The sequence below is a fragment of the Pseudalkalibacillus berkeleyi genome (assembly GCF_021608225.1).
GTDB lineage: Bacteria > Bacillota > Bacilli > Bacillales > Fictibacillaceae > Pseudalkalibacillus > Pseudalkalibacillus berkeleyi.
Map to the genome: position 1 here is coordinate 2,906,711 of NZ_JAKIJS010000001.1, position 24,613 is coordinate 2,931,323.

The following is a 24,613-nucleotide window of genomic DNA, read 5'->3' on the forward strand; positions in this document are numbered from 1 at the left end:
CGAGCAAAACTCGACTTTTATCGTGCAAAACCCAATATTTATCGATCATCCAGCCTTAATCCCTAAAAATTTCCCATAAAAAAAAGCGCCCCTTTAGAGGCGCTTTGTCATCATTAATCCTGTATCAAGAAATCTCTTAAACCTAAGAGTATTTCCCCTCTTAAGGTGATGAGTTCAGGGAATTGATCGAAGAATGCAATCTTTTCTTCCCTAATCCTTGTTTCAGATGGCAGTGGCTGAAATACATAATAGGCAAATGATTCAGCAAAATCTTCAACGACATTTGTCGCCGCATAATCGTTCACAAACTGATCCGAACGATCTTCGTAAAAAGCGTAAACCGAATCTGAGTCCTCCGGGTCTACAGAGTCTTCCCAATCAAGCTGCAAATCTTCCCAGAAAGATTTATGGAAAAGATAGATGTAGGAATCTTCATCCACACATCCTTCATCCAAGGACAAGGTGTCGCACTCATCGCTCATATGATTGGTTTGGTCAACCCCTAAGCTCATGACATGACCATACTCATGTACGATCGTTGGAAAGATCGACGCATTCTTTCCATCCTGTACATCAATATACATCCCCCACTCAGCTGGCTGACCATCCATTTGTTCGACGTATGCTAACGTATCATCAGGTCCGTCTGTATAAAAGCCGAAATGTGTAATCATCTTACGCTTTTCGGCTGGAATCATTTCTGAAAAAGTTTCCCAGAGACTTTGCTGTTGATGTTCATCCTTTTGAAGCGTTTGAAATTCCGGGGCTACACTTTCAAGCTGTGGGTTTTCAAGTTCTCCACCAATCACTTCGTAAGTCACTAAAAGGATATCCCCATCCGTCTCAATAGAATCCTCAGTATCTGTTGTCAGCTCATCACTTAATAAAGAAACGCCTAAAATTGTTTGGATTTCATCTAGCAACTGATCCGTGCTTTCTCTATCCAACTCTGTTTCTACTGGGGTAACCTGTATATCGGTGCTTACTGAGAAAGGGTCCAAATACATGTATACGGCAAGTAGGATTATAGATACGACGAGAAAAATCCCCCACCTTTTTATAGCAAGCCCCCCTAAACTCTATTTAGATGTTTATATTCCCCTTTAAGTCCTTATATACCTTTCGCGACAAACGTGATTTAGATTTTGAACTTATTTAGCTGCTGTTCTAAGCTTTTGATCAACGTTCCTAACCGTTCTGATTTCTCTTGAACCGCTTGGAAAGTAAGCTGTTGTTGATCAGTAGAGGCGTAAATTTCCTCAGTGCTTGCCGCTGTTTCTTCGACTACTGCACTGATATTTTGCTGAGCTGCAGCCATCTGCTCAGCCATTTCATTAGACTGCTCAACACCTTGAACAAGGCTAATGAGTTGGTCGTGAATGCCGAGTACTTGCTGATTGATTTTTGAAAATGAGCTTTCCGTTTGCCCCATCGTTTGTTGCTGCTCTTTGGAAAGTGTCATCGTTTGCTCTGTGACAACTTGAATGTCTTTAACACCGGTTTGGATTTGTTGAACCATTTTAGAGATTTGAACAGTAGCTTTGCTGGATTCATCAGCTAACTTTCTAACCTCTTCTGCTACGACCGCAAATCCTTTTCCATGCTCTCCTGCTCGCGCCGCTTCTATAGCAGCATTTAATGCTAAAAGATTCGTCTGTTCCGCTATTTCTTTAACGAACTGAACGGTATTTTCTATTTGATCCGTATATTGAACGAATGATTGAACAGATTCTTCAACCTTTCGAGTTGCATCAACACTTTCATCTAAGTGTTTCCGTTGATTGGTGATGGAAGATTGACCTTCCTCTACAGATTGCAAGGCAGCTTCACTTTGAGATTGAGAGCGTTTTGTAGATTCGACATTGTCTTGAAAATCGGATGCCATTTTCTCAATTAATGTTGTCGACTCCTGAATATCATGTGAAATGGATTCACTACCTTGTGCCAATTCTTCTGTAGATCCCGCAACCTGCTTCGATCCTTCTGTTAAAATATTAACTTCATCGTTTAGATCCTTACTAAATTGGTTGACTTCTACATTCATTTTTTCAATCGATTGAATCGTTTCCTTCAAGCTTGTCACCATATATTGAAAAGCACTTTCCAATTGGCCAATTTCGTCTTTTCGGTCACCTTTATCATCCAGCTGGACCGTTAGATTTCCTTCAGCGACACGGTTTGCGTTTTGGGCTAACTTTTGAATTGGTTTAGCCGTCCTTCTCGTTAACATGTATGAAGCAAGGATTGAGAGTACTATTAAAATGATACTGGCAACAACCGTCAGCACGATCAGTTGTTGGATATTCTCTTTTCGCTCTGCCATTTCTAGTTCATACCATTGGTTCGCTGAACGGTTTAACATGAAAACGTCATTTAAAATTCCGCTCGTTCTTGCTGCCTGTCTTTTCACTTCGTTGACATCATTTGTATTAAGCGCTTTTGTTGCAGTTGTCGATAATGTATCAAATTTCATCGTCACTCGATCATACCAGGCCTGCTGCTCTTTCGTTTTTAGATGAGGCTTTAGTGCAGTAATATCACCTTTAACGGTTGTTAACGCAGCTACAGCCGCTTCCTTATTTGCTTCTGAAGCATTCGTTGAGTAATAGCTTAAAGCTTGCTCAGCTGAAATGAAATCACCATTCATTCTTTCTGATGTGAGTAAAAGCTGTACTTCATTACTAGCTGATTTTTGAATCCCGACCATTTGAGATATGATGAAACCAATTAATAACAAACTCAAAACGAGAGGGATTGAAGAATAGAATAATATACGTTTTCCGATAGACATGTCTTAATTCCCCTTCCCTTGAGCTTGTTCTAGAATCGCTTGCTCTTCGTTTGTTAATTCAATGAGTCGGATTGGTGCAAGACCAACGCCTCCTTGATCGAGTCCTAGCACTTTATGTTCCCCAGTAAATTTTTTGCCGTCTTTCAATTGCTTTGCCATTTCATAAATAGCGTTGTCTACCCGTTTTAGCATAGAGGTTACAATCGCTTCTTCAGCGATATAATATTGATCACTATCTACTCCAAATGCGTAAATCCCTTGTTTCTGAGCTTCTTTAAGTGCTCCAATCCCTGTGAATCCGGCTGCCGGGAATACGAAATCCGCTCCATTTTCGATCTGTTTTCTTGCTGTTTCCGCTCCCTTTTCATCGTCACCAAACGTATTCGTGTATTCCACGAGCACTTCCGCATCTGGGTTTACTGATTTAACACCGTCTGTAAAACCTTTTTCAAACTTCTCAACGACTGAGATCTTCTCTCCACCAATAAAACCAACTGTGTTTGTAGTTGTACGCATGCCAGCAATCACTCCGACCAAGTAACTACCTTCATCTTCCTTAAATGTGATGGATGTAATGTTGTCATAATCCGATACAGAATCAATTAATACGAATTGTTGATCAGGATACTTTTCAGCTAACTTTTCCATGGCTTCTTGCACGCGAAAGCTTAAGCCGATTATTAAGTCGTGGTCATTTTGAATGAGCTCTTCCATTTGTTTCTCGTGATCTCCTTCAAGAGGCTCTCGATAATCAAACAAGACGCCTTCTTCATCTCGTGCTTTCTCTACACCTAATAGCGCAGAGTCACTAAACGACTCATCGCCTAGACCATTTTCTGTTACGACAAGACCCACACTTTTATCCGATTTCGAATTTTTATTGTCCGCTTTGCTGCTACATGCACTTAATACGAGCAATATACAGCCTAATAAAATGATATAACGATTGTTCATTGTTATTATTCTCCCATTCTCTGTGTTGTAAGATGTCAGACACCTCCTTTGTATCGGTAATATAAACGTTATGTTTTAGATAAATGGAGAAGTTTCGTATGAAAATAGCTCCCATTGCACGTCAACCATAATTGATGTAATCAATCCATACATATATTTCATCCTCATTGTGTTTTAAGATACTCCGAGATAAAATTAAAGAAAGTCACTATTGTAAGACAAAAAGGAGGGCGTCGTTTTATGGTTCGGTTAGGGTCTTATGTTGTGATTCTCTCTCTCGTTCTATTGGTTGTTGCTTACATGGGATTCATCTCTTCCATCCAGATTAGCTTTTTAGAAGATCAAGCCTCGATTCTGCTCGTAATCGCCATTGCAATTGGGTTCATAGGGGCACTGATCTTAATCATTGGCGTCTTTCGAGATCGGTTAAGAGAAAAGAAGGAGGAAGAGAACAATGATTATAGTAAATACTGAGACGGTTACAGGATATGAAATTGAAGAAATGTTAGGGGTTGTACGCGGAAATATCGTACAGGCGAAGCACCTCGGAAAAGACATCGTGGCTGGATTCCGAACTTTATTTGGAGGAGAAATTAAGGAGTACTCCGAGATGTTGACTGATGCCCGGAAACGTGCCATGTTTTTAATGGTCGAGGATGCTAAAGACATCGGAGCAGATGGCATCGTTAACGTTAGATTTGTCACATCACAAGTCATGCAAGGCGCTTCAGAGTTACTCGTATATGGAACAGCGGTTAAATTAAAAAAGAAAGATTGACTTAGAAACTTTTCTATACCGAATTTATTTTAGTTATGGTAAAATGTTTTTCATAAGGGAAACATTTATCCCACTCCTTGATTAGGAGTCTTTTTTTGCCCCGGTTTTGCCCAAGGTAAACAATTTTAGATATGAGAAATAAACAGTTAAGGAGGAATAAATATGAAGCTATCCATTTTCAATCCATTTTTTTCAGTCTCGATCTTGCTTATGCGCATTTTATTCGGTTTTGGATGGATGTTAGCCGGTATAACTAAGATCACAGATAAAGGCTGGTTTTCTAACCCTGGTGTTTTCTTAAAAGAATATTTGTTAACTGTATTAGGAAACCCTGACGTTCCAGGGTTTTATAAATGGTTCATTGAATGGATCGCCTTAGAGCATACCATTACATTAAATTATCTCATTCCAATTGCTCAAATCATTCTAGGTAGCTTGATTATTATAGGGTTTCTCACAGTACCCTCAGTCATTACATGCCTTGTCATGCATATCAACTTCTTGCTTTCAGGGAATATAAATTTGATTAGCATTGTGCTATACACGAGTGGGTTCATGCTCATTATTTTCAGAGCAAATGTTTACAGTTTTGGTCTAGATCATTATTTGAAAGGGGTTCCTTTACGGCAGATTAATTATCCAATGCCATTAATGAACACGAAAATAGAGCACAAATAAGTGCTCTACTCTTTTCCTGAGAATTTTTGAAAAATAGATTGCTTTGACATAGGATAATACGGTTTACCCAACAGATGGTTAATGATGATTTTATTCCGTTGCACGGCTAATCCTAAGTTCGTCGATCCTACTCCGTGAGAATGAGAAATGCCACTATGAACATAGATTTGATTCGGCACGTCTTTTCCAAGCTTCAATCGATAGTCCGAGTCAACAATATATCGATTGCAATCATCCCATTGGAGATAATCACCTAGTTCATGAACAAACTCGGGTATATTGGGACGATATCCTGTTCCGACGATGACGACTTGGCTATCATGTGTAAAATCGGCTTCCTGTTGCCACTGATGACATTTTAATCGATAACCATCACCCAACTTCTCCATACTCGATACTTCTGTTAACACTTGGAGCCCGACATCTAATGATTGGCCACCAAGGGAATATTCGTAAAGCAAATCATATATATCTGTAATCGTGTGTGAGCTGATTCCTTTATATAATAATTCCTGCCCAGCAAAGACTTGATCTTTCTTTTCTTGTGGAAGTTGATAAAAATAATCCACATAATCCGGTGAAAAATGCTCGAGACTTAGTTGCGACTCCTCCATAGAAGAAAAGCCTTTGGACCGTGTAATCCAATCGAGTCGGTACCCGTTTTCCCCTTGTTCTCTTAGTAGTTCTCTGAATACCTCAGCTGCACTTTGACCTGAGCCGACCAATGTGATGGATTTCGCTTTTCTACATCTTTCTTGATGGGTAATGAATTCGGATGTGTGGAAAAGATTTTCTCCTTCAAGCTCTTGAAAAGATTTAGGCATACTCGGGATACTCCCTGTTCCTAACACTAGATTTTTTGCCAAGTAAGTTTCTGTTTGTTCCGTTTTCAAATTTAGCACTTTGACCCGGAAAACTTCTTCATTTTCATCGTGTACAAGTCCAACGACTCTATGATTAAACCGACAGCTTTCAAGCTTGTTTACGGCCCACTGACAGTAATGATTGTATTCATTCCGAGGAATCTCAAGGCGTTGTAGAAAATAAAAGCGATACATCCGATTATGCTCCGTCAAATAATTTAGGAAGCTGTAAGGACTCATTGGATCCGCCATCGTAACAAGATCCGCTAAAAAAGGCACCTGCATTCTCGTACCGTCAATTAACATCCCCGGATGCCAATCAAACCCCTCACGCTGCTCGAAAAATACTGCATCCACTTCTGGAATTTGATCAAGTAAAGCAGCCAAGCTTAAATTAAATGGACCAATCCCAACTCCGATCAAGTCATGTACATGCTCATGTTCAATCCCCATATAAAATCACTTCCATTCAAAGCTTTTCATTCTTCCTATTATGCAGAGGATCGTTGAAAAGCATTCATCTCAGGGAACTTTTGCTCCTACTCGGGGAACTTTCGCTGCAACTTGTGGAACTTTCGCTCCTACTCGGGGAATTCAGTACCATCTTACTACCGAATTCCATATAAAAAACCCAAAGGAATGCCACGTTAGTGGACCCTTTGGGTTTCATCTGATTTTATCGATCAAAACTCAAATTTTATCGTGCAAAACTCAGGATTTATCGTGCAAAACCTTAATTTTATCGTGCAAAACTCAAGATTTATCGATCATCAGCCACACACTTCCTTAAAACGACTTCAAGTATTTACAAACGGTTTCGATCCCTTTCGTAAAATTCTCGAGGTGGAAGTGTTCATTTGGTGCATGGAGGTTTTCGGAGGGTAATCCGAATCCCATCATGACGACTGGAACGTCAAGCACCCTTGAAAACACTTCGACTATCGGAATTGACCCGCCTTCCTTAGGGAAGAGTGGTCGCTTACCGTATACGGATTCATATGCATCAGCTGCTTTGGTAATCATCGGTGTATTGGAATTTAGCGAGACTGGCTTAGCTTTAAGATACTGCACCATTTCGACTCGTGTGCCAGCGGGCTTGTTCGCTTCGATATGCTGCTGAATTTTATCATATACGTACTGAGGATCTTGATCTCCAACTAGGCGGCAGCTCATTTTCGCATTCGCTTGACATGGAACGATCGTTTTAAACCCCTCGTCCGCAAATCCGCCTTTCATTCCGTTAATCTCTAGCGTTGGACGAATTCCAGTCTGTTCTTGGAATGTGAAGCCTTGCTCACCGTAAAAATCATCAAGACCTAGTTGTTCTTTCGTCTTTTCCTTGTCAAAAGGTATCGCCGCTACTTCTTGCTTCAATTCATCTGTCAGCTCGGGTACACCATCGTAAAATCCTTCAACCGCTACCTTTCCGTCCTGATCATGTAACGAATCCAAAATTCGAACGAGTTGATGAACGGCATTAGGAACACCGCCTCCATAAACACCTGAATGGAGATCTGAATTCGCTGTTGTTACAGTGAGTTCCATAGCAAGCGCACCTCGTAACGATGTACAAATCGCAGGCTGTCCTTCTTCAATAAAAGAAGTATCTGAAATCACCACAGCATCACAAGCTAACCGCTCTTGATTTTGTTCAATGAATGGTGGCAGATTCGGGCTTGCTTGCTCCTCTTCCCCTTCTATACAGAACTTTACATTCACAGGCAGCTCACCGTTTTCATCCATCAATAACTCAAGTGCTTTCACATGAATGAATAACTGTCCCTTGTCGTCGGTTGCCCCTCTTGCATAAATCTTGTCATCCTTCACCACGGGCTCAAATGGTGGGGAATCCCATAGGTCTAGAGGTTCAACAGGCTGAACATCATAGTGACCATAAATCAGAACAGTCGGTTTTCCTTCAGCATGCAGCCAGTCTGCATAAACGACTGGGTGCCCTTCTGTTTCAATGATTTCTACATTCTCCATATTGATCTTTCGAAGTGATTCTGCCAGCCACTCTGCAGCTTTAACCACATCTTTTTTATGTTCCTTAATTGTTGAAATGCTTGGAATACGTAAAAAATCCTTCAGTTGCTCGATATACTCCTCTTTATGTAGTGCAATTCGTTTTTCCAACCGACACCCTCCTCAAATACTTGTTATTTTTATTATAACAATCCATAAAAAAAGTTGCCGAAAATGGCAACATTCAACTATTACAAAAAATTAAAAAGCCTTCAATCTCAAATTAGATTGAAGGCTTTAAGAAAACATGAATTTATTTGTTAACTCTGAACGAGTTCTTTTTCATCTAGTCCAAGCGTATGAGCGGTAGATGCGTGGATTTCTTCAAACAGCTCAGGGTTGTCCACTAAAGAAACACCATAAGATGGAACCATTTCTTTAATTTTTGATTCCCATTCAGGCATATGCTCTGGGAAGCATTTTTGTAAAACCTCGAGCATGACGTGTACAGCTGTAGAAGCACCTGGTGATGCTCCGAGAAGTGCTGCAATCGAGCCGTCAGAAGCACTCACAACCTCTGTTCCAAACTGAAGTGTTCCTTTACCGCCAGCTTCTGTATCTTTAATGACCTGCACGCGTTGACCGGCAACAACAATGTCCCAATCCTCGCTTTTCGCTTCCGGAATGAATTCACGTACTTCTTCCATACGTTTTTCAGCAGATAGCAATACTTGCTGGATCAAGTATTTCGTCAATCCCATCTCTTTTAATCCGGCTGACAACATCGTTAGAACATTATTCGGTTTTACAGAACCGATTAAATCCATATTCGAACCTGCTTTTAAGAACTTTGGTGAAAAACCAGCAAACGGTCCGAACAACAAGGATTTTTTATTATCAATATACCTTGTATCCAGATGTGGTACAGACATAGGAGGCGCACCGACCTTCGCTTTGCCGTACACTTTCGCATTGTGTTGTTTAATAACCTCAGGATTGTTACATACCATGAACAGTCCGCTTACTGGGAAGCCTCCAATATTTTTCGACTCAGGAATCCCGGTTTTTTGAAGTAATGGTAGACTTCCACCTCCACCACCGATAAAGACGAACTTGGCTGTGTGATGCTCAATCTTCCCAGCATCCAAATCCCGTACTTTCACATCCCATGAACCATCGGCAGTACGTTTAATGTCCTCAACACTATGCTTATAGTTGATCTCTACGTTTTCACCCTTTAGGTGGTCAAACATCTTACGCGTTAAAGCGCCAAAGTTAACATCCGTTCCTGAATCGATTTTCGTTGCAGCAATCGGCTGATCTAATTTACGACCTTCCATAATGAGCGGAAGCCATTCCATCAATTTTTCAGGGTCATCAGAAAATTCCATGCCATTAAAAAGTGGATTACCTGAAAGCGCTTTAAAACGTCTTTTCAAATAATCTACGTTACTTTCACCGTGCACCAAGCTCATATGTGGCAGTGGCATAATGAATTCCTGCGGATTGCGAATCAATCCCTTGTTTACAAGATAAGACCAATATTGTCGTGAAAGCTGGAATTGTTCATTAATTTTCAGCGCTTTGCTGATATCGATCGTTCCGTCTGCATCTTCTTTCGTGTAGTTCAGCTCGCATAATGCAGCATGTCCCGTCCCTGCATTATTCCATTCGTTAGAGCTTTCTTCTCCTGCTTTTTCGAGTTTCTCAAAGACTTTGATTTCCCATTGAGGTACTAACTGTTTGAGTAATGATCCCAAAGTCGCACTCATGACTCCGGCACCAATTAAGATCACGTCTGTCTTTTTCTGAATGCTGCTCATGCTACCCATCCTTATATCGTTTATTTGCAAAAAAGTAGGCGCTCCTGCTCAGATGTCATAAAATGCAAGGCGAAATTAGGAACAACCTTTTCTATTTCAATCCAATTTAAATTGCTTGTGTATTAGTTGTAAAAGATAGATTAGAATTTTTACTATTATCTTATAATTATAAACCATTTGAAGCGCTTTCGTCCACAAGACTCAAGGAATCATCCAGTTCCTGGTACCTAAATCGTTTCACGTGGAACATTTGTACTTCTCATTTACGTATCTTCGTGCTTCAAGGTTTTCGTTAAAGAAATGACTACAGTGAAAAAGCATGCTCCAAAAATAAATCCAATACGCAAAAATAGATGGGAAGCGATAAAGATTGCAGAATAAAGCATTGAACTCCAGATCATCAATAGCACCGTAATCTTTGCTTTCAGCGGTATACCTCTACCTGCTTTATAGTTTTGTATATATGATCCGAACCACTTATTTGTCATTAACCAGTTGTAAAGACGCTCAGAGCTTCTTACGTAACAGGCAGCTGCCAGTAATAGAAATGGTGTAGTCGGAACTAATGGTAGAATAATGCCTATTACGCCAAGGATTAGCGAGACTGTGCCAACAAATATGAGTAAGATTTTGATTACTTGCTTCATACAATGAATCCCCTTCACGTTCATAACTATCTACAAGTTTATCATCTAAGTATTCATCGTGAACAAAAGAAAAACCACATGCTAGGACATCATGCGGTTCCTCAATCTATTTCTTTTAACTTTTCAACAAAATGATAGAGAATTCGCGCAGTCATTCCCCAAATGACTTTGTCCTCATATCGATAAAAGTACTCTTCAAACGCCCTCGCTGACCAATCGTAGTCTCGGCCATTCGGGATGAGATCGAATGGGAAGGTATCATCCGGCTTTACATTAAAGTTCACGTGATGAATTTCTGGATGATTTTCTTTAAAAAAGGAAAGCGGGACCGTAAATACTTCTTCCACTTCATCTGGATTTGGATTCAACTCTGAAGCTTCACCATTCAAAAAGCCTGCGAACGTAAACACGATTGTACCGAATGGAGAAACCATATAATCGAACGGATACACATTCGTAATCGACGCTCTTGTCACCCTAAGCTCTTCCATCGTTTCTCTAATCGCAGTATCTTCGACTTTTTGATCCTTTGGGTCAACCTTACCACCAGGAAAACAAATTTCCCCCGGCTGTCTTCGCATTTGTAATGAACGTACTTCAAACAGCACGTGTAGCTCGTCCTCTTTTTCAATTAACGGAATCAAAACCGAAAACTCTTTAAATGCCTGATTGCCCAGAATAGACGGCTTATGATTTTTCATATGTTCAATAATCTTTTTCGAATCCATCCTACATACTCCTCGACGTCTTTCCTCTAGTATAACAAAATCTATCTGTCGTTTTGAGAAATCCGTTTACATGAAAACCCGAGAAGCTGTTTTGCTCCTCGGGTTTAATCATTAGGATTTTTATTGTTTTTTACGTCGCTTTATTTTGTGATATGATTTCGTCTGTTTCATATGTTTCCGTAGCTCTTCAAGTGGTATATCATCAAGAAAATAACCGTCATCCCTAAACATCACGTCAAAATCCAACTCTTGATCCAACGGTTTCTTTGGAACATTCTTGCCCACATTTATTCTCGGCATCCATCCACCTCCAAAGTTTCTTGAAAAACTTCTTTCACCAATCGAGCTACCCTCATTAAATATTCATTTATCCATTGTTATGACGGATCAAAACAAAATATTCATTCCGTTCATATGACCTAAATTTAACCAAAACGTCTTGCCCTCTTGCACTTTTCATGTAATACGATTAAAGTATATACTGGTTGAAATCTAACCAAACTTGTAAAAAGACAGAAATCATTTTACTTTTTAATTTTGGGAATTTGTTTTCCCTTAAAGGAAAGGGTTCAGATATATTATGAAAGATAATTTTTGGCATGAGTTGCCGAAGCCGTTTTTTGTGCTGGCACCGATGGAAGCTGTTACGGATGTCGTTTTTCGTCATGTCGTGAGTGAAGCAGCGAGGCCTGACGTGTTTTTTACAGAATTTACGAATACGGACAGCTACTGTCATCCAAATGGAAGAGACAGTGTAAAGGGGCGTCTTGCGTTCACGGAAGATGAACAACCGATCGTCGCTCATATTTGGGGAGACAAGCCCGAATACTTCCGGCAAATGAGTATTGGCATGGCTGAAATGGGCTATCGTGGGGTTGATATCAATATGGGATGTCCAGTGCAGAATGTTGCAGCGAATGGAAAGGGATGCGGGTTAATCCGCCGTCCGGATGTTGCAGCGGAAATCGTTCAGGCAGCCAAAGCAGGAGGACTACCCGTAAGTGTGAAGACGCGTCTCGGTTATTCGAAAGTCGAGGAATGGCATGATTGGCTGAAGCACCTCTTAGAGCAGGATATTGTCAATCTTTCCATCCATCTCCGCACAAAAAAGGAAATGAGTAATGTAGATGCGCACTGGGAGCTGATCCCTGAGATCAAGAAACTCCGTGACGAAGTGGCCCCTCATACGCTACTAACAATCAACGGAGACATTCCTGACCGTCAGAAGGGCCTTGAACTCGCAGAAAATTATGGCATTGATGGCGTAATGATCGGAAGAGGCGTATTCCATAACCCGTTCTGTTTCGAGAAAGAGAAAAAGGAGCATACGAGCGAAGAATTACTCGACCTTCTCCGTCTGCAGCTTGACCTTCATGATAAATATTCCGAAGAACTCGAGCCACGACTCTTCAAACCGCTCCGCCGCTTCTTTAAAATATACGTCAAAGGATTCCGAGGAGCCGGACAATTAAGGAATCAACTCATGGAAACAGAAACCACCGAGGAAGTACGTGCACTGCTAGATGAATTTACAGAAAAACACGGCGTAAAAGAAGAAAACGGATTTTCAGTTCATAAATAATGTCTAGAAAGCATGGGGACGATTCGAATCGTTCCCATGCTTTATTTTTGTTAGATAGAAAGTAAAAAATAATTAGCCACTAAAACATAATAATCTATTATCAGAGTAAAGAATGAGATCACTGTATTCGTAATAAATGTGTGATGAATTATTATTAGTGTAATATTTTCTTATTTTATATCTTTTAAATAAAACTTTGTTTCTTGATAACAATTTGGACACTGACCTTTTAAAATAATTTTTGACTCTACCTACTGTATTTATCAACTCTGTACTATTTGTTAAACCTTTGTATGACAATACACCAACAATAATAACTGACAGGAGAATTGCGATTAAATAGATAATTTTAAAAAATATATTTATAATAGCCCATAGTTTTTTAATAGTAACCATCCTCATATTTCCTTGATCCCTTTCCCACCTAAAAAGCATGATCGGTCTGTAAGGTAAGGATTGTAGTATTCAAATTTCATATTAAATATGAGTCCCTGTCACATGTCGAATTTGATTAAAACAAAAAAATTTAATTACCTATGACAAAAATGACAATTTTGTGTATACTTGTATTTGATAATATTTTGATTTTTCTAAAAATTATAGAAGGGGGAAACAGAAAATATAATAAGTGCCAACCATGTTGTAAGTTTTAAGCACCATAAACGTCTCTATTTAGAATGAGCGTTCAGTCAGCTTCAAATTACATTGAGTATGAACAAAAATTAAATAGCAATAAGATTATAAAAAAATTTTCTACTTTATAACGATTGAGCGTTCAATCAGAAGCCCGTTGTATAAGTATTTCAGCAAAAAATGTAAGCGCTTTATAATCAATAATTTTTACATAGTAAAGGTGGGTACCAATGGGAGCTTATAAAAAAGAGGTTTGGTTTACGATTATTCTATCAGGACTGTTTTTGGTGACTGGGCATATGGGATTATTATTTTCGATTTTCCCGGTTGAAGGTAATCTTTTCGGTTTTCCAATCATGTATATCGTTCCTGTTTTGGTCGGTTGGTTTGGTGTATTTTTCTTGACGTTAATCGCCGGTAAAGTAGGAAATCACATCGATCAGGCAATTGCCGAAGAAGACGAATTAAATCAACAAAGAGCAAAACATCAGCAGGAAAAGGAGGTCGTTTAATATGGAACAAACCTGGCAATTGGAAAATCCAATCATAGGAATCGGTATAGTAGCTGCTTCTTTTGTGCTGTTCTACTTTATAAGTTGGTTTTCTAACCGGGCTAGTAAATCGGTAGAAGATTTATATGTTGCTGGTGGAGGAGTCGGGCCGATAACCAATGGTTTAGCTATGGCATCTACATATATGAGCTTGGCAACTTTTTTAGGGGTAACAGGACTTATTTTAAACTTGAAAGCACCTTTCGTTTTTATTTGGATTCAGATGATTTTGGCTATACCGCTTATCACGATTATTTACGGGACGTGTTTGCGACGAATGGGTGCATACTCTCCCGCACACTTTGTTAAGGAAAGGTACGGTAGATCAGCAGCCGTTATTGTTGCACTTTGGATGATCTTAATTTCCATTATGTATGCTTTAGGGCAAATGATTGGTATTGCCAAAACCTTCGAGTTGCTATTTGGCATTCCTTATATGACCGGGTTGTTCGTAGGTGGTTTATTAATAACTGGATACGTTACCATCGGCGGTATGAGAGGTGCTACAAATAACGCAGCCATTCAAATGGTTATCATCGCATTAATGTTCATCGTCCCCCTCGGTGCGATCATGAAGGCTATGGGCTCTACTGGCTGGTATTTCCCACCGCTTTTATATGCTGACATGGTGCCTTCCATGTTAGAAGCTGTTCCTGACTTTTTTGATTATCAATTTGGGGTGAAATGGTATTTCGCAATCATTCCAGCCTTAACGTTAGGTTCATTAGGATTGCCTCACCTTGCAATGCGTATCTATACTGCCTCCAGTCTAAAGAGTGCGCGTCAGGCTATGGTATGGTTCGCGTTGATCCTTGGACTTGTGTTTTCTGCTACCTACACAATGGGATTTGCAGGCGTGTTTTTTAATAATACAAACGGAAATATTATCTCTGCTGCTGATGCAGACAAACTAACGATTATCTTAAACCTTGTCTACAATCCAGATTGGGTAACAGCATTAGTAATTGCCGGAGCTATTTCAGCCGGTATATCAACTCTTAGTGGTAATCTGTTAGCGATCGGTGCTTTACTTTCTCAGGATATTATTACAACATTAGTTCCGAACATCACAAATAAAGCAAAAATGAGAATTGGGTATTTTGCAATTGCACTCGGAGGTATCGTTAGTATTCTATTAGCTCTTCAACCACCTGCCTTCCTTGTAGTAAGTATTCTCTGGGCATTTGGATTAGCAGCTGTTACAAATGCACCGATCATTTTAATGGGTGTATGGTGGAAAGGTGCGAATAAATTTGGTGCGATTACTTCAGTAGTCGTAGCAGGGCTTTTGTATGTTATTGTGTCGCCTTTTGTTTTCCCGGGTATCGTCGTAAGCGGACATGCGTTAACAGACAGTCTTGGTTTATCAGGTGCTATGCTGTGTGTGCCAATCGCATTCATCGTGCTTATTGTTGTATCGATCATCACGAACAGAATGCCGCGCTTCCAGAACAGACTTACTACTCAGCAGGACCATAAGTTAATTGAGCTGATCCATGGCTGGAGTGATGTTAATCCAGCGAGATACAACAGTGTGATTGGGACAGTTGTCGTTATTGTGGTGAGTGCTTTGACACTTATCTGGGCAATCACTCCTTGGCAGTTTTAAAAGAAAGGGTGAAGATTCCTTCACCCTTTCCCTTAACTACATAGAATTTAGAAGCAGGTGAAAGAAATGGAATCATTGTCAACTATTTTTAATACTCTCCTATTAAAGAAAGAGTCTATTTCAACCATTATACAATCTGAAGTATATTCCAGGTGGGCTGCCATTTTCACCTTACTTGTCGGGGTATGCCATGGAATTATTTCCTATTTTCAGATGCCCTCTGCTTATATTGAGTTTGACTCGCCAGTTTTGCAATCGATCGCATTTTTAATTGTAATCTTAATAGGTATTTTTATGGTTTTTATCACGCGGGTTGGATTAACCTTTTTATTATGGGCCGGTGGAAAAGCATTCGGAGGTCCCGGGTTGCTTCGTGTTTTGAATAGGTTGACAAGCTTCGCAATCGTTCCGATCATTATTGGATTACCAGCGATCACATCTATAAATGCAGGAAATAGCGGAAATGTCTTATTGAATAGTTTACTATTCATTGCATTAATCTGGATTTATTTCATCTCAGTTAAAATCATCGAGGTCTCTCAAAATCTGAACAAATGGAAGGCATATAGCGCTGCACTATTCGCGTTCATTTTCTTTGCAAGTGTCTATTACATCATCATTCCACCTGCCTCTTAATAAATACGATTCAACTGACCACTGCCTTATGCAGTGGTTTTTAATGCTTTTGTTGCTTTTCCATCGTCAGCCTGCATACCTTTTATCACCACCTAGTATCTTCACAGGAATGATTTTCCTTTCTTATTAGGATGCCTGTCACTTCCCGAGCAAAATGAACGACAACCGCCAAGTCAAGGGACGGTTCTTGTGGTTCGATTATATAGTCCAGAGCAACCGTCCCGTCTGTTCCCTTGTCTTCTACTATGCTATAAAATTTCATTATTACATAATTCGTTATTATCAAATAATACCTCAAACACAAAATGATAAACTATATTCAACTGCCTCTCCGAAGAGATGACTCCAACTTGATTATATACGAAGCGTCAAAAACTGATTTATTTCTAATATTACTAATGAACTGCTCGTAGAGCGTCTTTACGATTCATATCAAAAGAAAATCGGACGGACTTCTAAAAGTGTAATTCATTCGGAGAACTCCCTGGAGAAGCATAAGAACGATTCTCAGCTTCTAAGTTATGTATTCACAGTTCAGGAAGCAAGAGAACCGTCCCGGTGCTTCGTATGATTAATCTAAATAAGGGTTTTCAATCTTCTTTCACTAGACCTTTTAACATGGCGCGTAGATTGCTTAAGATATTCTGCTTAGAATAATGGTATAACTGATTTATAGTTTCTTCTGGTATTTCCTTTTTTCTTATATGCCAGGAATCCGTGGCATCCCAGCTATCACCGAAGACTTTTACTGTCTTGCTGGAGCTTACATAATACAAAACCTTATCTAATGATTGTGCTATTATTTGAAATAACCTAGGTGACATCCTTTTATAATTATAATTAATAATAACATCTAAAATAATATTTAAATATTTATCGTACATATTAAATGCTCCATTTTCAGATGTTTTTTCCCAAACCTTATCCATACATACTGTAAGAAACTGTATATATGGAGAAATCATATGATGTTCAAATCTAGATAATACATCTATTAATTTTAATCTTACTTCTCTTTTATCTATAAAAGACTGTATAAACTCTTCATTCTCTCCTTCAAGCCTTCCTATTAACTTACTTAATTGAAGTAGTTGTCTGTCATATTCTTCTTGTTTGTTAACAATATAGACTATTAACTCATTTAACAAATCCTCTAAATCACTTATTTCAATAATTATATTTCCATTTTCATCTATATAAGCTTCCTCTTTTGGTGATGAAGTCCAGAGAGCTTGTATTATTTCATAAGGGTATTCGTTTTTTTCTGTATAAATATTTTTTGACCAATCAACGGCCGACAAAACATTAACATCCCCTAAGCCGTAACCCAAAATTAAGGTAGTTGATTCTCTAATGGTCATTGATAATTTAGACTGCCTATATTCATTAGGCCGAAAGAGTGGAATATAATCTTCTTGGGTAATAATAATTGATTCCGAATCTAATCTAGTCCCATGTAGATGGTAAATCGGAATAATATTTTTAGGGGCTGATAGATAATTCATTGGGCCAAGACTCTTGCTCTTCCCGGTAAGAATGGTCTCTAGAACCAAATCATAGTTTGTTGTAACTATCCATGATGGGCTTAAAATATCAAAAATTTCTCTAAACTCTTTTGTTCTTTTTTCACTTGGGAGCCAGTTAGATAAATTACAAATCTCTTTTTTAAATAGGCGTTTAGCTTCAATGTAATCAATACTCCGCTTAATCGCTAACCTTTTACAAATTAAAGTTGCTAACTCAGGTAATGAAACACCAATTAATTCATCATCATTCGGGAATTCTATCTCAAATTTTTCACTTACTTCTTTAATTAATTCAAACCATCCTAGAGCTGGTGGAAAATCATCTCCAATAACAGCCTTAGAAAATCCAGCTCCAATAAACATACCTAAATTTCCATAGTTAAATGCATTAAATAGTTTCTCAAAAACTATTTCTTTTGAAATGTCTTCACTCATAAATATACCTCCAAGAAGCACATGTTTAATGAACTAACAAACTATAATTATATCATCATTCAACTAAATATTGTAAAACAAGGAAGGGTTAATTCAATTCTATTCTTAAGAAAATCAAAACCACCAGTGTGAACTAGTTTGCTCTGCGGCTGAAAGCCTTTGGTACCGACCTTGGCCTAAAAGGCCCAACATGGCCAGGAGGACGGTTCTTTTGGTTCAATAATGTAGTCCAGAGGAACCGTCCCCTCGGTTCCAGAGATTAGGTACAGAGTATCGCCCATTCTTAATCAACTGTGCGATCACACGGGCATCTTTCGTGTCATTTTTGGTAGGGGAATTTTCATCAAGCTCTTTACTTTTCTTAACATGAATAGGGTTCACAACGACAAAGTCATACCCCTTCGCTCTAAGAAAATATGCAAGACTAAACCAATAATGACCAGTAGGTTCAACCCCAAATATGACATGACGCTTGTCATGTTGTTTCCTGTGTTGTTCTACCCAGTCCACTAGCTTTTGAAAGCTGTGTATTCGGTTTTCAAAAATCATGCGTTTCCCGAACTCAATGCCTCGGTCATCCTGACCACGTGCAACGTGTTTGTCTTTGGCAATATCAATGCCTACTATGAGAGTTGAAGGTATAATTAAATAAGTCTAGCATTTGTACAACGCGGACCATTCTAAAAGCGAAAAAAGCTCATAAATCATAAATGGGCAGCACCCAAGGATTAACTTAGTATGCTACCCGTTTGATTCTTGTTACTAGCTTGAAATGGTAGAAAACATCAGTAACTTAATGAGATTAAGTCAACACGGTTATTTGATTTAATAAGTCAGTGAAAATTTTACGGCGAGCGGTGTTGGTTTGGTTTTTAAAATTAACTTCATCTACCCATTGAACCAATTCTTGCATAATATTTTCTGGTATATCTTCTATTCCTTCAAAATCACTGTAAGCAAAGAACCCCGATAGATACAGTATATAATCCACTCTGTTTACTCTATCTAAAAGTGAATTATCATCTAAGAATCTCATAGTCAACTCTAATGAGTTTAAGGATCTAGATATAATATTCTTTAATACAGGAATATCTAATTTCACCAATATGTCTTCCTTTGTATCTGATGGAATAGGAGCATGGTTGTTATTATGGTGCCTATTCTTCACTACTACTTCGTACGGTGCATTCAGTGCCGCAATAGGGTAAGAAACGTTTGTTGTAAAGGGGCTAAATAACTCATCCACCCCATAACTTTTTAAAATTTCCTTAAAAGGTCTTGTGTATTCTTTGTAAATATCTAAATTGTGCACTTTTAGTTTAGAAAAAGCCATTTGAATGGTAGTGACCCTACTCCCTGCATTATTTAAGATTTCAAACCACTCAATTTGCTCTTTCTCGGTAAGGTCTTCTGCGATATTTATTGTGTAGCTATAGCTATGAATTTTACTCCTAACTTTGACTAACACAGTGTAGAGACTCGGAATTAAATCTCTCTCGGAAAGATACTCTTCTATTAAACTGTCATCCTCGTTTAATAGAATACCTACTGGAATTTGTGAATTGGATGGGGCAGATTCAATAATCCTAAACTTTGCCCTAGAAACATCTAAAACTAAGTTGCTGAAGTCTGGATGGTTCGTAAAAGCTTTAAAATTTGTGGTTAAACGTTGTTGCCCATCTACAATTGAAAGATGCGCATTAGCTATCCTCTCATTAGGTACTAATTCTCTATCAATAAATGAAATTTGAGGAATTGGAATTCCATTGTTTATTTCATTTATGGATATAGGAGCAACTGGTGCTTTCCCAAAGAGTTGATAGTTAAATAGATCTTTACATTTCTTTAGTGTCCAACTTACATCACGCTGATACAAAGGCAATGTAATCTTATCATTCATTATTTTTTTACACATATCATATATTTCCATACTGTGACTCTTCTTAGTTGGATTAAAAGATGTAGCAACTCTAAGATTAGTATTAACTCTTACCATAAAAACCGTCTCCTTTTTAGCAGCTATATTTAGCAGCCACATTTATTTAATACGAATTATTCCACAAAAATGCTGATTAGTCAACATTTAATCCGAATTATATAAGTAGCAGCTAATTAAATCTGGTCTATCTATAGCTCCTATGAAACTTTTTTGAATGTATCTAGTGGTGAAGTAGATATATGTAAATTGTTTTAAATTTTCTCCTTGGACTACAACCTATCAAGCAATCTATTATCGAAAGGGCACCATCACATGTCCCTTAATATTAATCTATTCCATTTTTAGCTCAAATTCGTTAACAACTTCATTTAAACTTGTTAATTTCCCTTTTTAGACCGCTTAATAGTACTAAATGTATTTTTTAACAGATTCTAAAGCTATTTCGATCTGAATACTTTTACATGGGGTAAAGTTTAGGGATTAGTTATATAGCTTAGTAACAAACAGTGACTGTTTGACAATGAAACATGTTCTTCTGGAGTTAAACAATAACAATGAGCAATACGATTTCTAATTGGATATACTATATGTAGATGTAAATAGAATATTTGTGGAAGGTCTTTAAAAGGTGGATAAATACGAAGAAAAGATCGTTCCAGTTCATAAATATAGAGGTTTTCTAATAGTGCTTTTGGTGGCTTTCTCTGAAGAAGTTTAGGGGCTTTATTAAACCAAAGTGGACCATAATAATCTGTCATATGTTTTGCAATATAATTCCGTAACGTATTTTCAACTTCATACAATTTTCGATATGCAGACTGCATCATTACAACTTCTTTATCTTCAATCAACCATAATCACCTCAAATCATATTATTCATCAATTGTTAAACCCTTTCGTTCATAGTCAGCAGTTGGACTAGATTATTTGAGTTTATGTATTTAGTATACTATATAATTTACATAAAATGGATTTATTCTAAGAGAATGTTGTTTTATAAAAAAACTCACAGTAGAGTTACTGTGAGTTTTTTAATCTTGTATTAATAACCAACATTATGTCTTATATGTTTTTGTTCTGTTTTAAAGAAAACAAACATTATTAACTTAAATTTTTACTGTATTGTACTCACGTACGATTTCTCCTAACTCAATTCCTATACGTTCAACGATTCCTGTAACTAAGGCATTCCCCATGAAGAACAAACGCATACGGTCTGAAACCTCATGGACATTTTCAAGACTATCTTTTTTGAATTTTGTCCAGTCTGGTGGGAAATCTTGCAATAATTCAGCTTCAATAGGTGTAAGCAGTCGGTATTTTCCATCGACTTTAAGCAAATGTGTTGACCGGTTTACAGAGCCTTCACTTGTAAGCATTGTGCGTCCCGGCAAGTTAAGAGAATCATACGGACTCATCCCACCTTCACTAAAGGTGTATTTATGCCCCGTATCAGTTTCTCGCTCAATTTTTTTAGGACCACGTAAGTATTCAAACTTTTTTAGCTTTGGGTCGTCATCGTCCAACTGGTAATTTGCGATATATTGGTTGTACGCTTCTTCACCATGTTCTCGTACATAATATTCTTTCGCTTCCCGAACAATTTCCCCCAAGGTCTTTGGTTCTTCCTTAACTGGTACCGTATCAATCGTGAAGTATTGACCGTAACGCATAATACCAGTATTCCAGATAGTACCTGTAAAATTGTCAGAAATGTCTACAATATACTCTTCGTTGATGATGTCTTTATCAGACAATGTATCTGAGTAGTGACGGTTCTTGTAAGCCTCTTGTTCAATTGGAAATTGACGAGCGAACAATCCATGTTGAAAGATATAGTTATCGAAAGTTGCTTCATCAAATGTCATTACATTTTCCTCTTTCATAAGGTTGCCATACTTTTCATCCATCGCCAAGGCAAATGGTGTGTCATTTCGATACACATAAAAGAACGCACGCCGGCGACGTTGAGCGCGCCCATAATCTGCAGCGTTAATCACACGCCATTCAACAGAGTAACCAAGTTGAGCAAATGCCCCAAGCATGATTGCAAAGTCTCGTCCACGTTGTGAAGATGGTGATTTTAATAAACGGTCAACGTTTTCTAAAATCAAATATTCAGGTTTAATATGGTTAACTGCACGGATGATTTCCCAAAAGAGAACACCTTTCTCTCCTACGATACCCATTTCATGTTTTTTAGAACGAGCAACAGAATAGTCTTGGCAAGGGAACCCACCAACTATCATGTTTACACCTTGGGCTTCCATTTCCTCGAAATATTTATTTGAAACCTGTATGATATCATCATTACTGTGTTGAATATGCGGATAATTATAGACACCTACTTCAAAGGCATCTTGTGATTTACGAGATGGTTCAAATTGATTAGTGTTTGTTGTTTCAAAGAACGTCTCTTTGAGTGTTAAGTTGGCGTTGTCAAGACCTACTACGAAGCCTCCAACCCCGTCAAACATTGAAAATACTTTATACTTAGACATTCACTTTTCCCTCAACTTTCTCAAAGATTTCGTTGTAATCGGTAATTTCCAAACAATCCATTACCTTCTCGAGTTGTTCTAAGTTCACTGTTGAACGGATGCCTCTAACCATATCACTAATAGAACTTTCACGCAGCCCACTAGCTTTTGCTAAGTCCTTTTGGCGCATTTCTCTCTCCTTGAGAATTTCATTCAAACGTAGTTTAATCATGCCTTTTGCTCCTCCAAAAAATACGGGATATCGTATAACTAAATTATTATAACCTATACAGACAAAAATTTGAAGGTATTTTATAATAAAGTTGAACATGAACAGAAGATTAAAATTTACTATTAGGGAGATGGCGATGGATAGAGAATATAAAACAATTAGAGAAATAAAAGAACATGGTGAAGCTGCTATTGGAAAAATGATAAAGGACCTTGTAACACAGGAGAATGTCGATAAGTGGTACGCTAGCCCAAGAAATAAAGGTTGGCTTGGGAATGCAGTTGAAAAAGATTGGTTCGGGCTAGAGAATAACAGTCGACCAGAGGCTGATTTCAATAATCTTGGTGTAGAACTCAAATGTGCTGGGCTTAAACTCTTCAAAAAAGAAAATTCTTGGGGTGCCAAAGAAAGATTAGTTCTTAATATTTTTGATTTCAATGAAGAATATAAGAGGGATTTTCAGAATTCTTCCTTTTTAAAAAAGTCAAAGCTTGTAGAACTCATGTTATATAAATATAATCCAGTTGATTATTATCAATTCGAAGAAAAGGAATACCCAATATATCCAGATTTCTATATGACCCACTCTATTCTTTTTAATTTGAACGACTTACCAGATGATGATTTGGCAATCATTGAAAATGATTGGAACATTATTATGGATATGATTCGTCAGGGGAGGGCTGAGGACATTTCCGAAGGTATGACACAATACCTTGGAGCAGTGACAAAAGGAAGTAAAACTGACAAGAACCAAACAAAGCAACCGTTTAGTGATAAGAAAGCGCATAGACGAGCTTTTTCTTTAAGACCTACTTACATGAAGGAAATAACGAAGCTAATTGTACAGGGTGAATTAAAGAGTTCGATTACTTACGCTTCTTATCAAACAGACTATCCTGAATTACATAAAAAAAGCGACGCTAAGCAAAATGGGACTCAAGAGCATGTTATAAAAGATTTATCCGAGTTAAAACACAGGACGTTTGAACAAATCATTCTCAATCAGTTTAAACCGTTCTACAATATGGAAAAAGAAGTTTTAGCAGAAAAATTTGGCGTTAAAATTAAGAAAAAAAATGACAAAGCAAGTTCACGGCTAATTGCGCAGAAGATGTTTAATCTAAATGGTGATTTAGAAGAAACAGATGAGTTCAAGAAGGCTGGAATTGCTGTAAAAATAGTTACCGTAAATTCTTATCAGAAAAAGAAAGCATCCGAAAACAGAATCACAACTGAAGGATTTAAACTTGAATCGTATGTTAGCTTCATTAAAGATATTACTAACCTTGATTGGGAAGATACTAGAGTGTATGACTATCTTTCAACAACAAAATTCTTATTAGTCGTTTACGAGGAAACACCAAAAGGAGAGATATTTAAGGGTGCAAAATTTTGGTATATGCCAGAAAACGAGCTCATGGGTACAGTCAAAAAAACATGGGAAATAATTAAAGAAACTCTCCTTAATGGTGTCGAGTTAACGTTTAAAAGGACGTCCAATCAGAAAGGTTACAAAATAGAGAACAATCTGCCGAGCCAAGTGAGTGGTCCTCAAATTCTTCACATTCGACCTTCAACTTCCGAATCGGATTATTATGAGAGTATTAATTCAGATAGGCTACCTTCTCCTGCAATTTGGAAGAATAGACCTGAGCATATGAAAGATATTTTGACAGATAATTTTATGGTTAAGCAAGCCTTTTGGTTAAATAAAAATTATATGTACCAACAAGTAAAAGAATTTTTCGAATGAAATTCCT

General features: G+C 38.0%; 22 protein-coding genes and 1 pseudogene. 8 read left to right on the plus strand and 15 right to left on the minus strand.

Features of this window, described 5'->3' with window-relative positions; translation table 11 throughout:
• Positions 1 to 113: 113 nt before the first annotated feature.
• The 3 genes from L2716_RS15075 to L2716_RS15085 all read right to left on the minus strand — a co-directional run bounded on the left by L2716_RS15075 (position 114) and on the right by L2716_RS15085 (position 3,745).
• Positions 114 to 1,007 carry a hypothetical protein gene (locus tag L2716_RS15075; RefSeq protein ID WP_236337684.1) on the minus strand — a complete coding sequence of 298 codons (894 nt, stop codon included), beginning with the start codon at positions 1,005 to 1,007 and terminating at the stop codon, positions 114 to 116.
• 131 nt (positions 1,008 to 1,138) lie between these two features.
• Entirely contained in the window at positions 1,139 to 2,791 is a 1,653-nt protein-coding gene (locus L2716_RS15080) for a methyl-accepting chemotaxis protein (protein ID WP_236337685.1), read from the minus strand.
• Between the two features lie 3 nt (positions 2,792 to 2,794).
• Complete coding sequence (locus L2716_RS15085) at positions 2,795 to 3,745, minus strand: BMP family lipoprotein (protein WP_236337686.1); 951 nt, start codon at positions 3,743 to 3,745, stop codon at positions 2,795 to 2,797.
• 240 nt (positions 3,746 to 3,985) lie between these two features.
• Here L2716_RS15085 and L2716_RS15090 point away from each other — a divergent pair, with 240 nt between their 5' ends.
• From L2716_RS15090 to L2716_RS15100, 3 genes are all read left to right on the plus strand, one after another.
• The gene (locus L2716_RS15090; RefSeq protein WP_236337687.1) at positions 3,986 to 4,219 is read left to right on the plus strand and encodes a hypothetical protein; all 234 of its coding nucleotides are present in this window, start codon (positions 3,986 to 3,988) and stop codon (positions 4,217 to 4,219) included.
• Positions 4,200 to 4,523, plus strand: a complete 324-nt coding sequence (locus L2716_RS15095; protein ID WP_236337688.1) for a YbjQ family protein — start codon at positions 4,200 to 4,202, stop codon at positions 4,521 to 4,523. The genes L2716_RS15090 and L2716_RS15095 overlap by 20 nt, the downstream gene beginning before the upstream one ends.
• 162 nt (positions 4,524 to 4,685) lie before the next feature.
• A complete protein-coding gene (locus tag L2716_RS15100) occupies positions 4,686 to 5,201 on the plus strand; it encodes a DoxX family membrane protein (RefSeq protein WP_236337689.1) in 516 nt (171 codons plus the stop codon).
• Positions 5,202 to 5,206: 5 nt separating this feature from the next.
• Here L2716_RS15100 and L2716_RS15105 read toward each other — a convergent pair whose 3' ends face one another.
• The 6 genes from L2716_RS15105 to L2716_RS15130 form a co-directional block, all read right to left on the minus strand.
• Complete coding sequence (locus L2716_RS15105) at positions 5,207 to 6,517, minus strand: lysine N(6)-hydroxylase/L-ornithine N(5)-oxygenase family protein (RefSeq protein WP_236337690.1); 1,311 nt, start codon at positions 6,515 to 6,517, stop codon at positions 5,207 to 5,209.
• Positions 6,518 to 6,850: 333 nt separating this feature from the next.
• Positions 6,851 to 8,200, minus strand: a complete 1,350-nt coding sequence (locus tag L2716_RS15110; protein ID WP_236337691.1) for a dipeptidase — start codon at positions 8,198 to 8,200, stop codon at positions 6,851 to 6,853.
• A gap of 149 nt (positions 8,201 to 8,349) precedes the next feature.
• On the minus strand, positions 8,350 to 9,852 hold the full coding sequence (locus L2716_RS15115; RefSeq protein ID WP_236337692.1) for a malate:quinone oxidoreductase: 1,503 nt from the start codon (positions 9,850 to 9,852) through the stop codon (positions 8,350 to 8,352).
• Positions 9,853 to 10,115: 263 nt separating this feature from the next.
• On the minus strand, positions 10,116 to 10,499 hold the full coding sequence (locus L2716_RS15120) for a YbaN family protein (RefSeq protein WP_236337693.1): 384 nt from the start codon (positions 10,497 to 10,499) through the stop codon (positions 10,116 to 10,118).
• Between the two features lie 101 nt (positions 10,500 to 10,600).
• On the minus strand, positions 10,601 to 11,227 hold the full coding sequence (locus L2716_RS15125; RefSeq protein ID WP_236337694.1) for an NUDIX hydrolase: 627 nt from the start codon (positions 11,225 to 11,227) through the stop codon (positions 10,601 to 10,603).
• A gap of 120 nt (positions 11,228 to 11,347) precedes the next feature.
• Positions 11,348 to 11,527 (minus strand): hypothetical protein, encoded by a 180-nt coding sequence (locus tag L2716_RS15130; protein ID WP_236337695.1) that lies wholly within the window; start codon positions 11,525 to 11,527, stop codon positions 11,348 to 11,350.
• Positions 11,528 to 11,807: 280 nt separating this feature from the next.
• Between L2716_RS15130 and L2716_RS15135 the strand changes: the two genes are divergently transcribed.
• The 4 genes from L2716_RS15135 (at position 11,808) to L2716_RS15150 (ending at position 16,238) form a co-directional block, all read left to right on the plus strand.
• Positions 11,808 to 12,809, plus strand: a complete 1,002-nt coding sequence (locus L2716_RS15135) for a tRNA dihydrouridine synthase (protein WP_236337696.1) — start codon at positions 11,808 to 11,810, stop codon at positions 12,807 to 12,809.
• Positions 12,810 to 13,672: 863 nt separating this feature from the next.
• A complete protein-coding gene (locus L2716_RS15140) occupies positions 13,673 to 13,954 on the plus strand; it encodes a hypothetical protein (protein WP_236337697.1) in 282 nt (93 codons plus the stop codon).
• Position 13,955: 1 nt separating this feature from the next.
• Positions 13,956 to 15,602, plus strand: coding sequence for a sodium:solute symporter family transporter (locus L2716_RS15145; RefSeq protein WP_236337698.1), 1,647 nt, complete (start codon positions 13,956 to 13,958; stop codon positions 15,600 to 15,602).
• Between the two features lie 66 nt (positions 15,603 to 15,668).
• Positions 15,669 to 16,238: a YIP1 family protein gene (locus L2716_RS15150; protein ID WP_236337699.1), complete on the plus strand. Its 570-nt coding sequence runs from the start codon at positions 15,669 to 15,671 to the stop codon at positions 16,236 to 16,238.
• A 590-nt stretch (positions 16,239 to 16,828) separates the two neighbouring features.
• Here the strand turns inward: L2716_RS15150 and L2716_RS15155 are convergent.
• From L2716_RS15155 to L2716_RS15180, 6 genes and pseudogenes are all read right to left on the minus strand, one after another.
• Positions 16,829 to 18,199, minus strand: a complete 1,371-nt coding sequence (locus tag L2716_RS15155) for an SIR2 family NAD-dependent protein deacylase (RefSeq protein ID WP_236337700.1) — start codon at positions 18,197 to 18,199, stop codon at positions 16,829 to 16,831.
• A gap of 255 nt (positions 18,200 to 18,454) precedes the next feature.
• Positions 18,455 to 18,844 (minus strand): annotated as a pseudogene (locus L2716_RS15160) (IS110 family transposase); the annotation flags it as partial.
• A gap of 157 nt (positions 18,845 to 19,001) precedes the next feature.
• On the minus strand, positions 19,002 to 20,195 hold the full coding sequence (locus tag L2716_RS15165; RefSeq protein WP_236337701.1) for a DUF262 domain-containing protein: 1,194 nt from the start codon (positions 20,193 to 20,195) through the stop codon (positions 19,002 to 19,004).
• Between the two features lie 416 nt (positions 20,196 to 20,611).
• Complete coding sequence (locus L2716_RS15170; protein WP_236337702.1) at positions 20,612 to 20,989, minus strand: hypothetical protein; 378 nt, start codon at positions 20,987 to 20,989, stop codon at positions 20,612 to 20,614.
• Positions 20,990 to 21,244: 255 nt separating this feature from the next.
• Positions 21,245 to 22,639 (minus strand): DNA cytosine methyltransferase, encoded by a 1,395-nt coding sequence (locus L2716_RS15175; protein WP_236337703.1) that lies wholly within the window; start codon positions 22,637 to 22,639, stop codon positions 21,245 to 21,247.
• Positions 22,632 to 22,850 carry a helix-turn-helix domain-containing protein gene (locus L2716_RS15180; RefSeq protein WP_236337704.1) on the minus strand — a complete coding sequence of 73 codons (219 nt, stop codon included), beginning with the start codon at positions 22,848 to 22,850 and terminating at the stop codon, positions 22,632 to 22,634. The genes L2716_RS15175 and L2716_RS15180 overlap by 8 nt, the downstream gene beginning before the upstream one ends.
• Before the next feature lie 136 nt (positions 22,851 to 22,986).
• Here L2716_RS15180 and L2716_RS15185 point away from each other — a divergent pair, with 136 nt between their 5' ends.
• Entirely contained in the window at positions 22,987 to 24,606 is a 1,620-nt protein-coding gene (locus tag L2716_RS15185; RefSeq protein ID WP_236337705.1) for a MutH/Sau3AI family endonuclease, read from the plus strand.
• Positions 24,607 to 24,613: the final 7 nt, after the last annotated feature.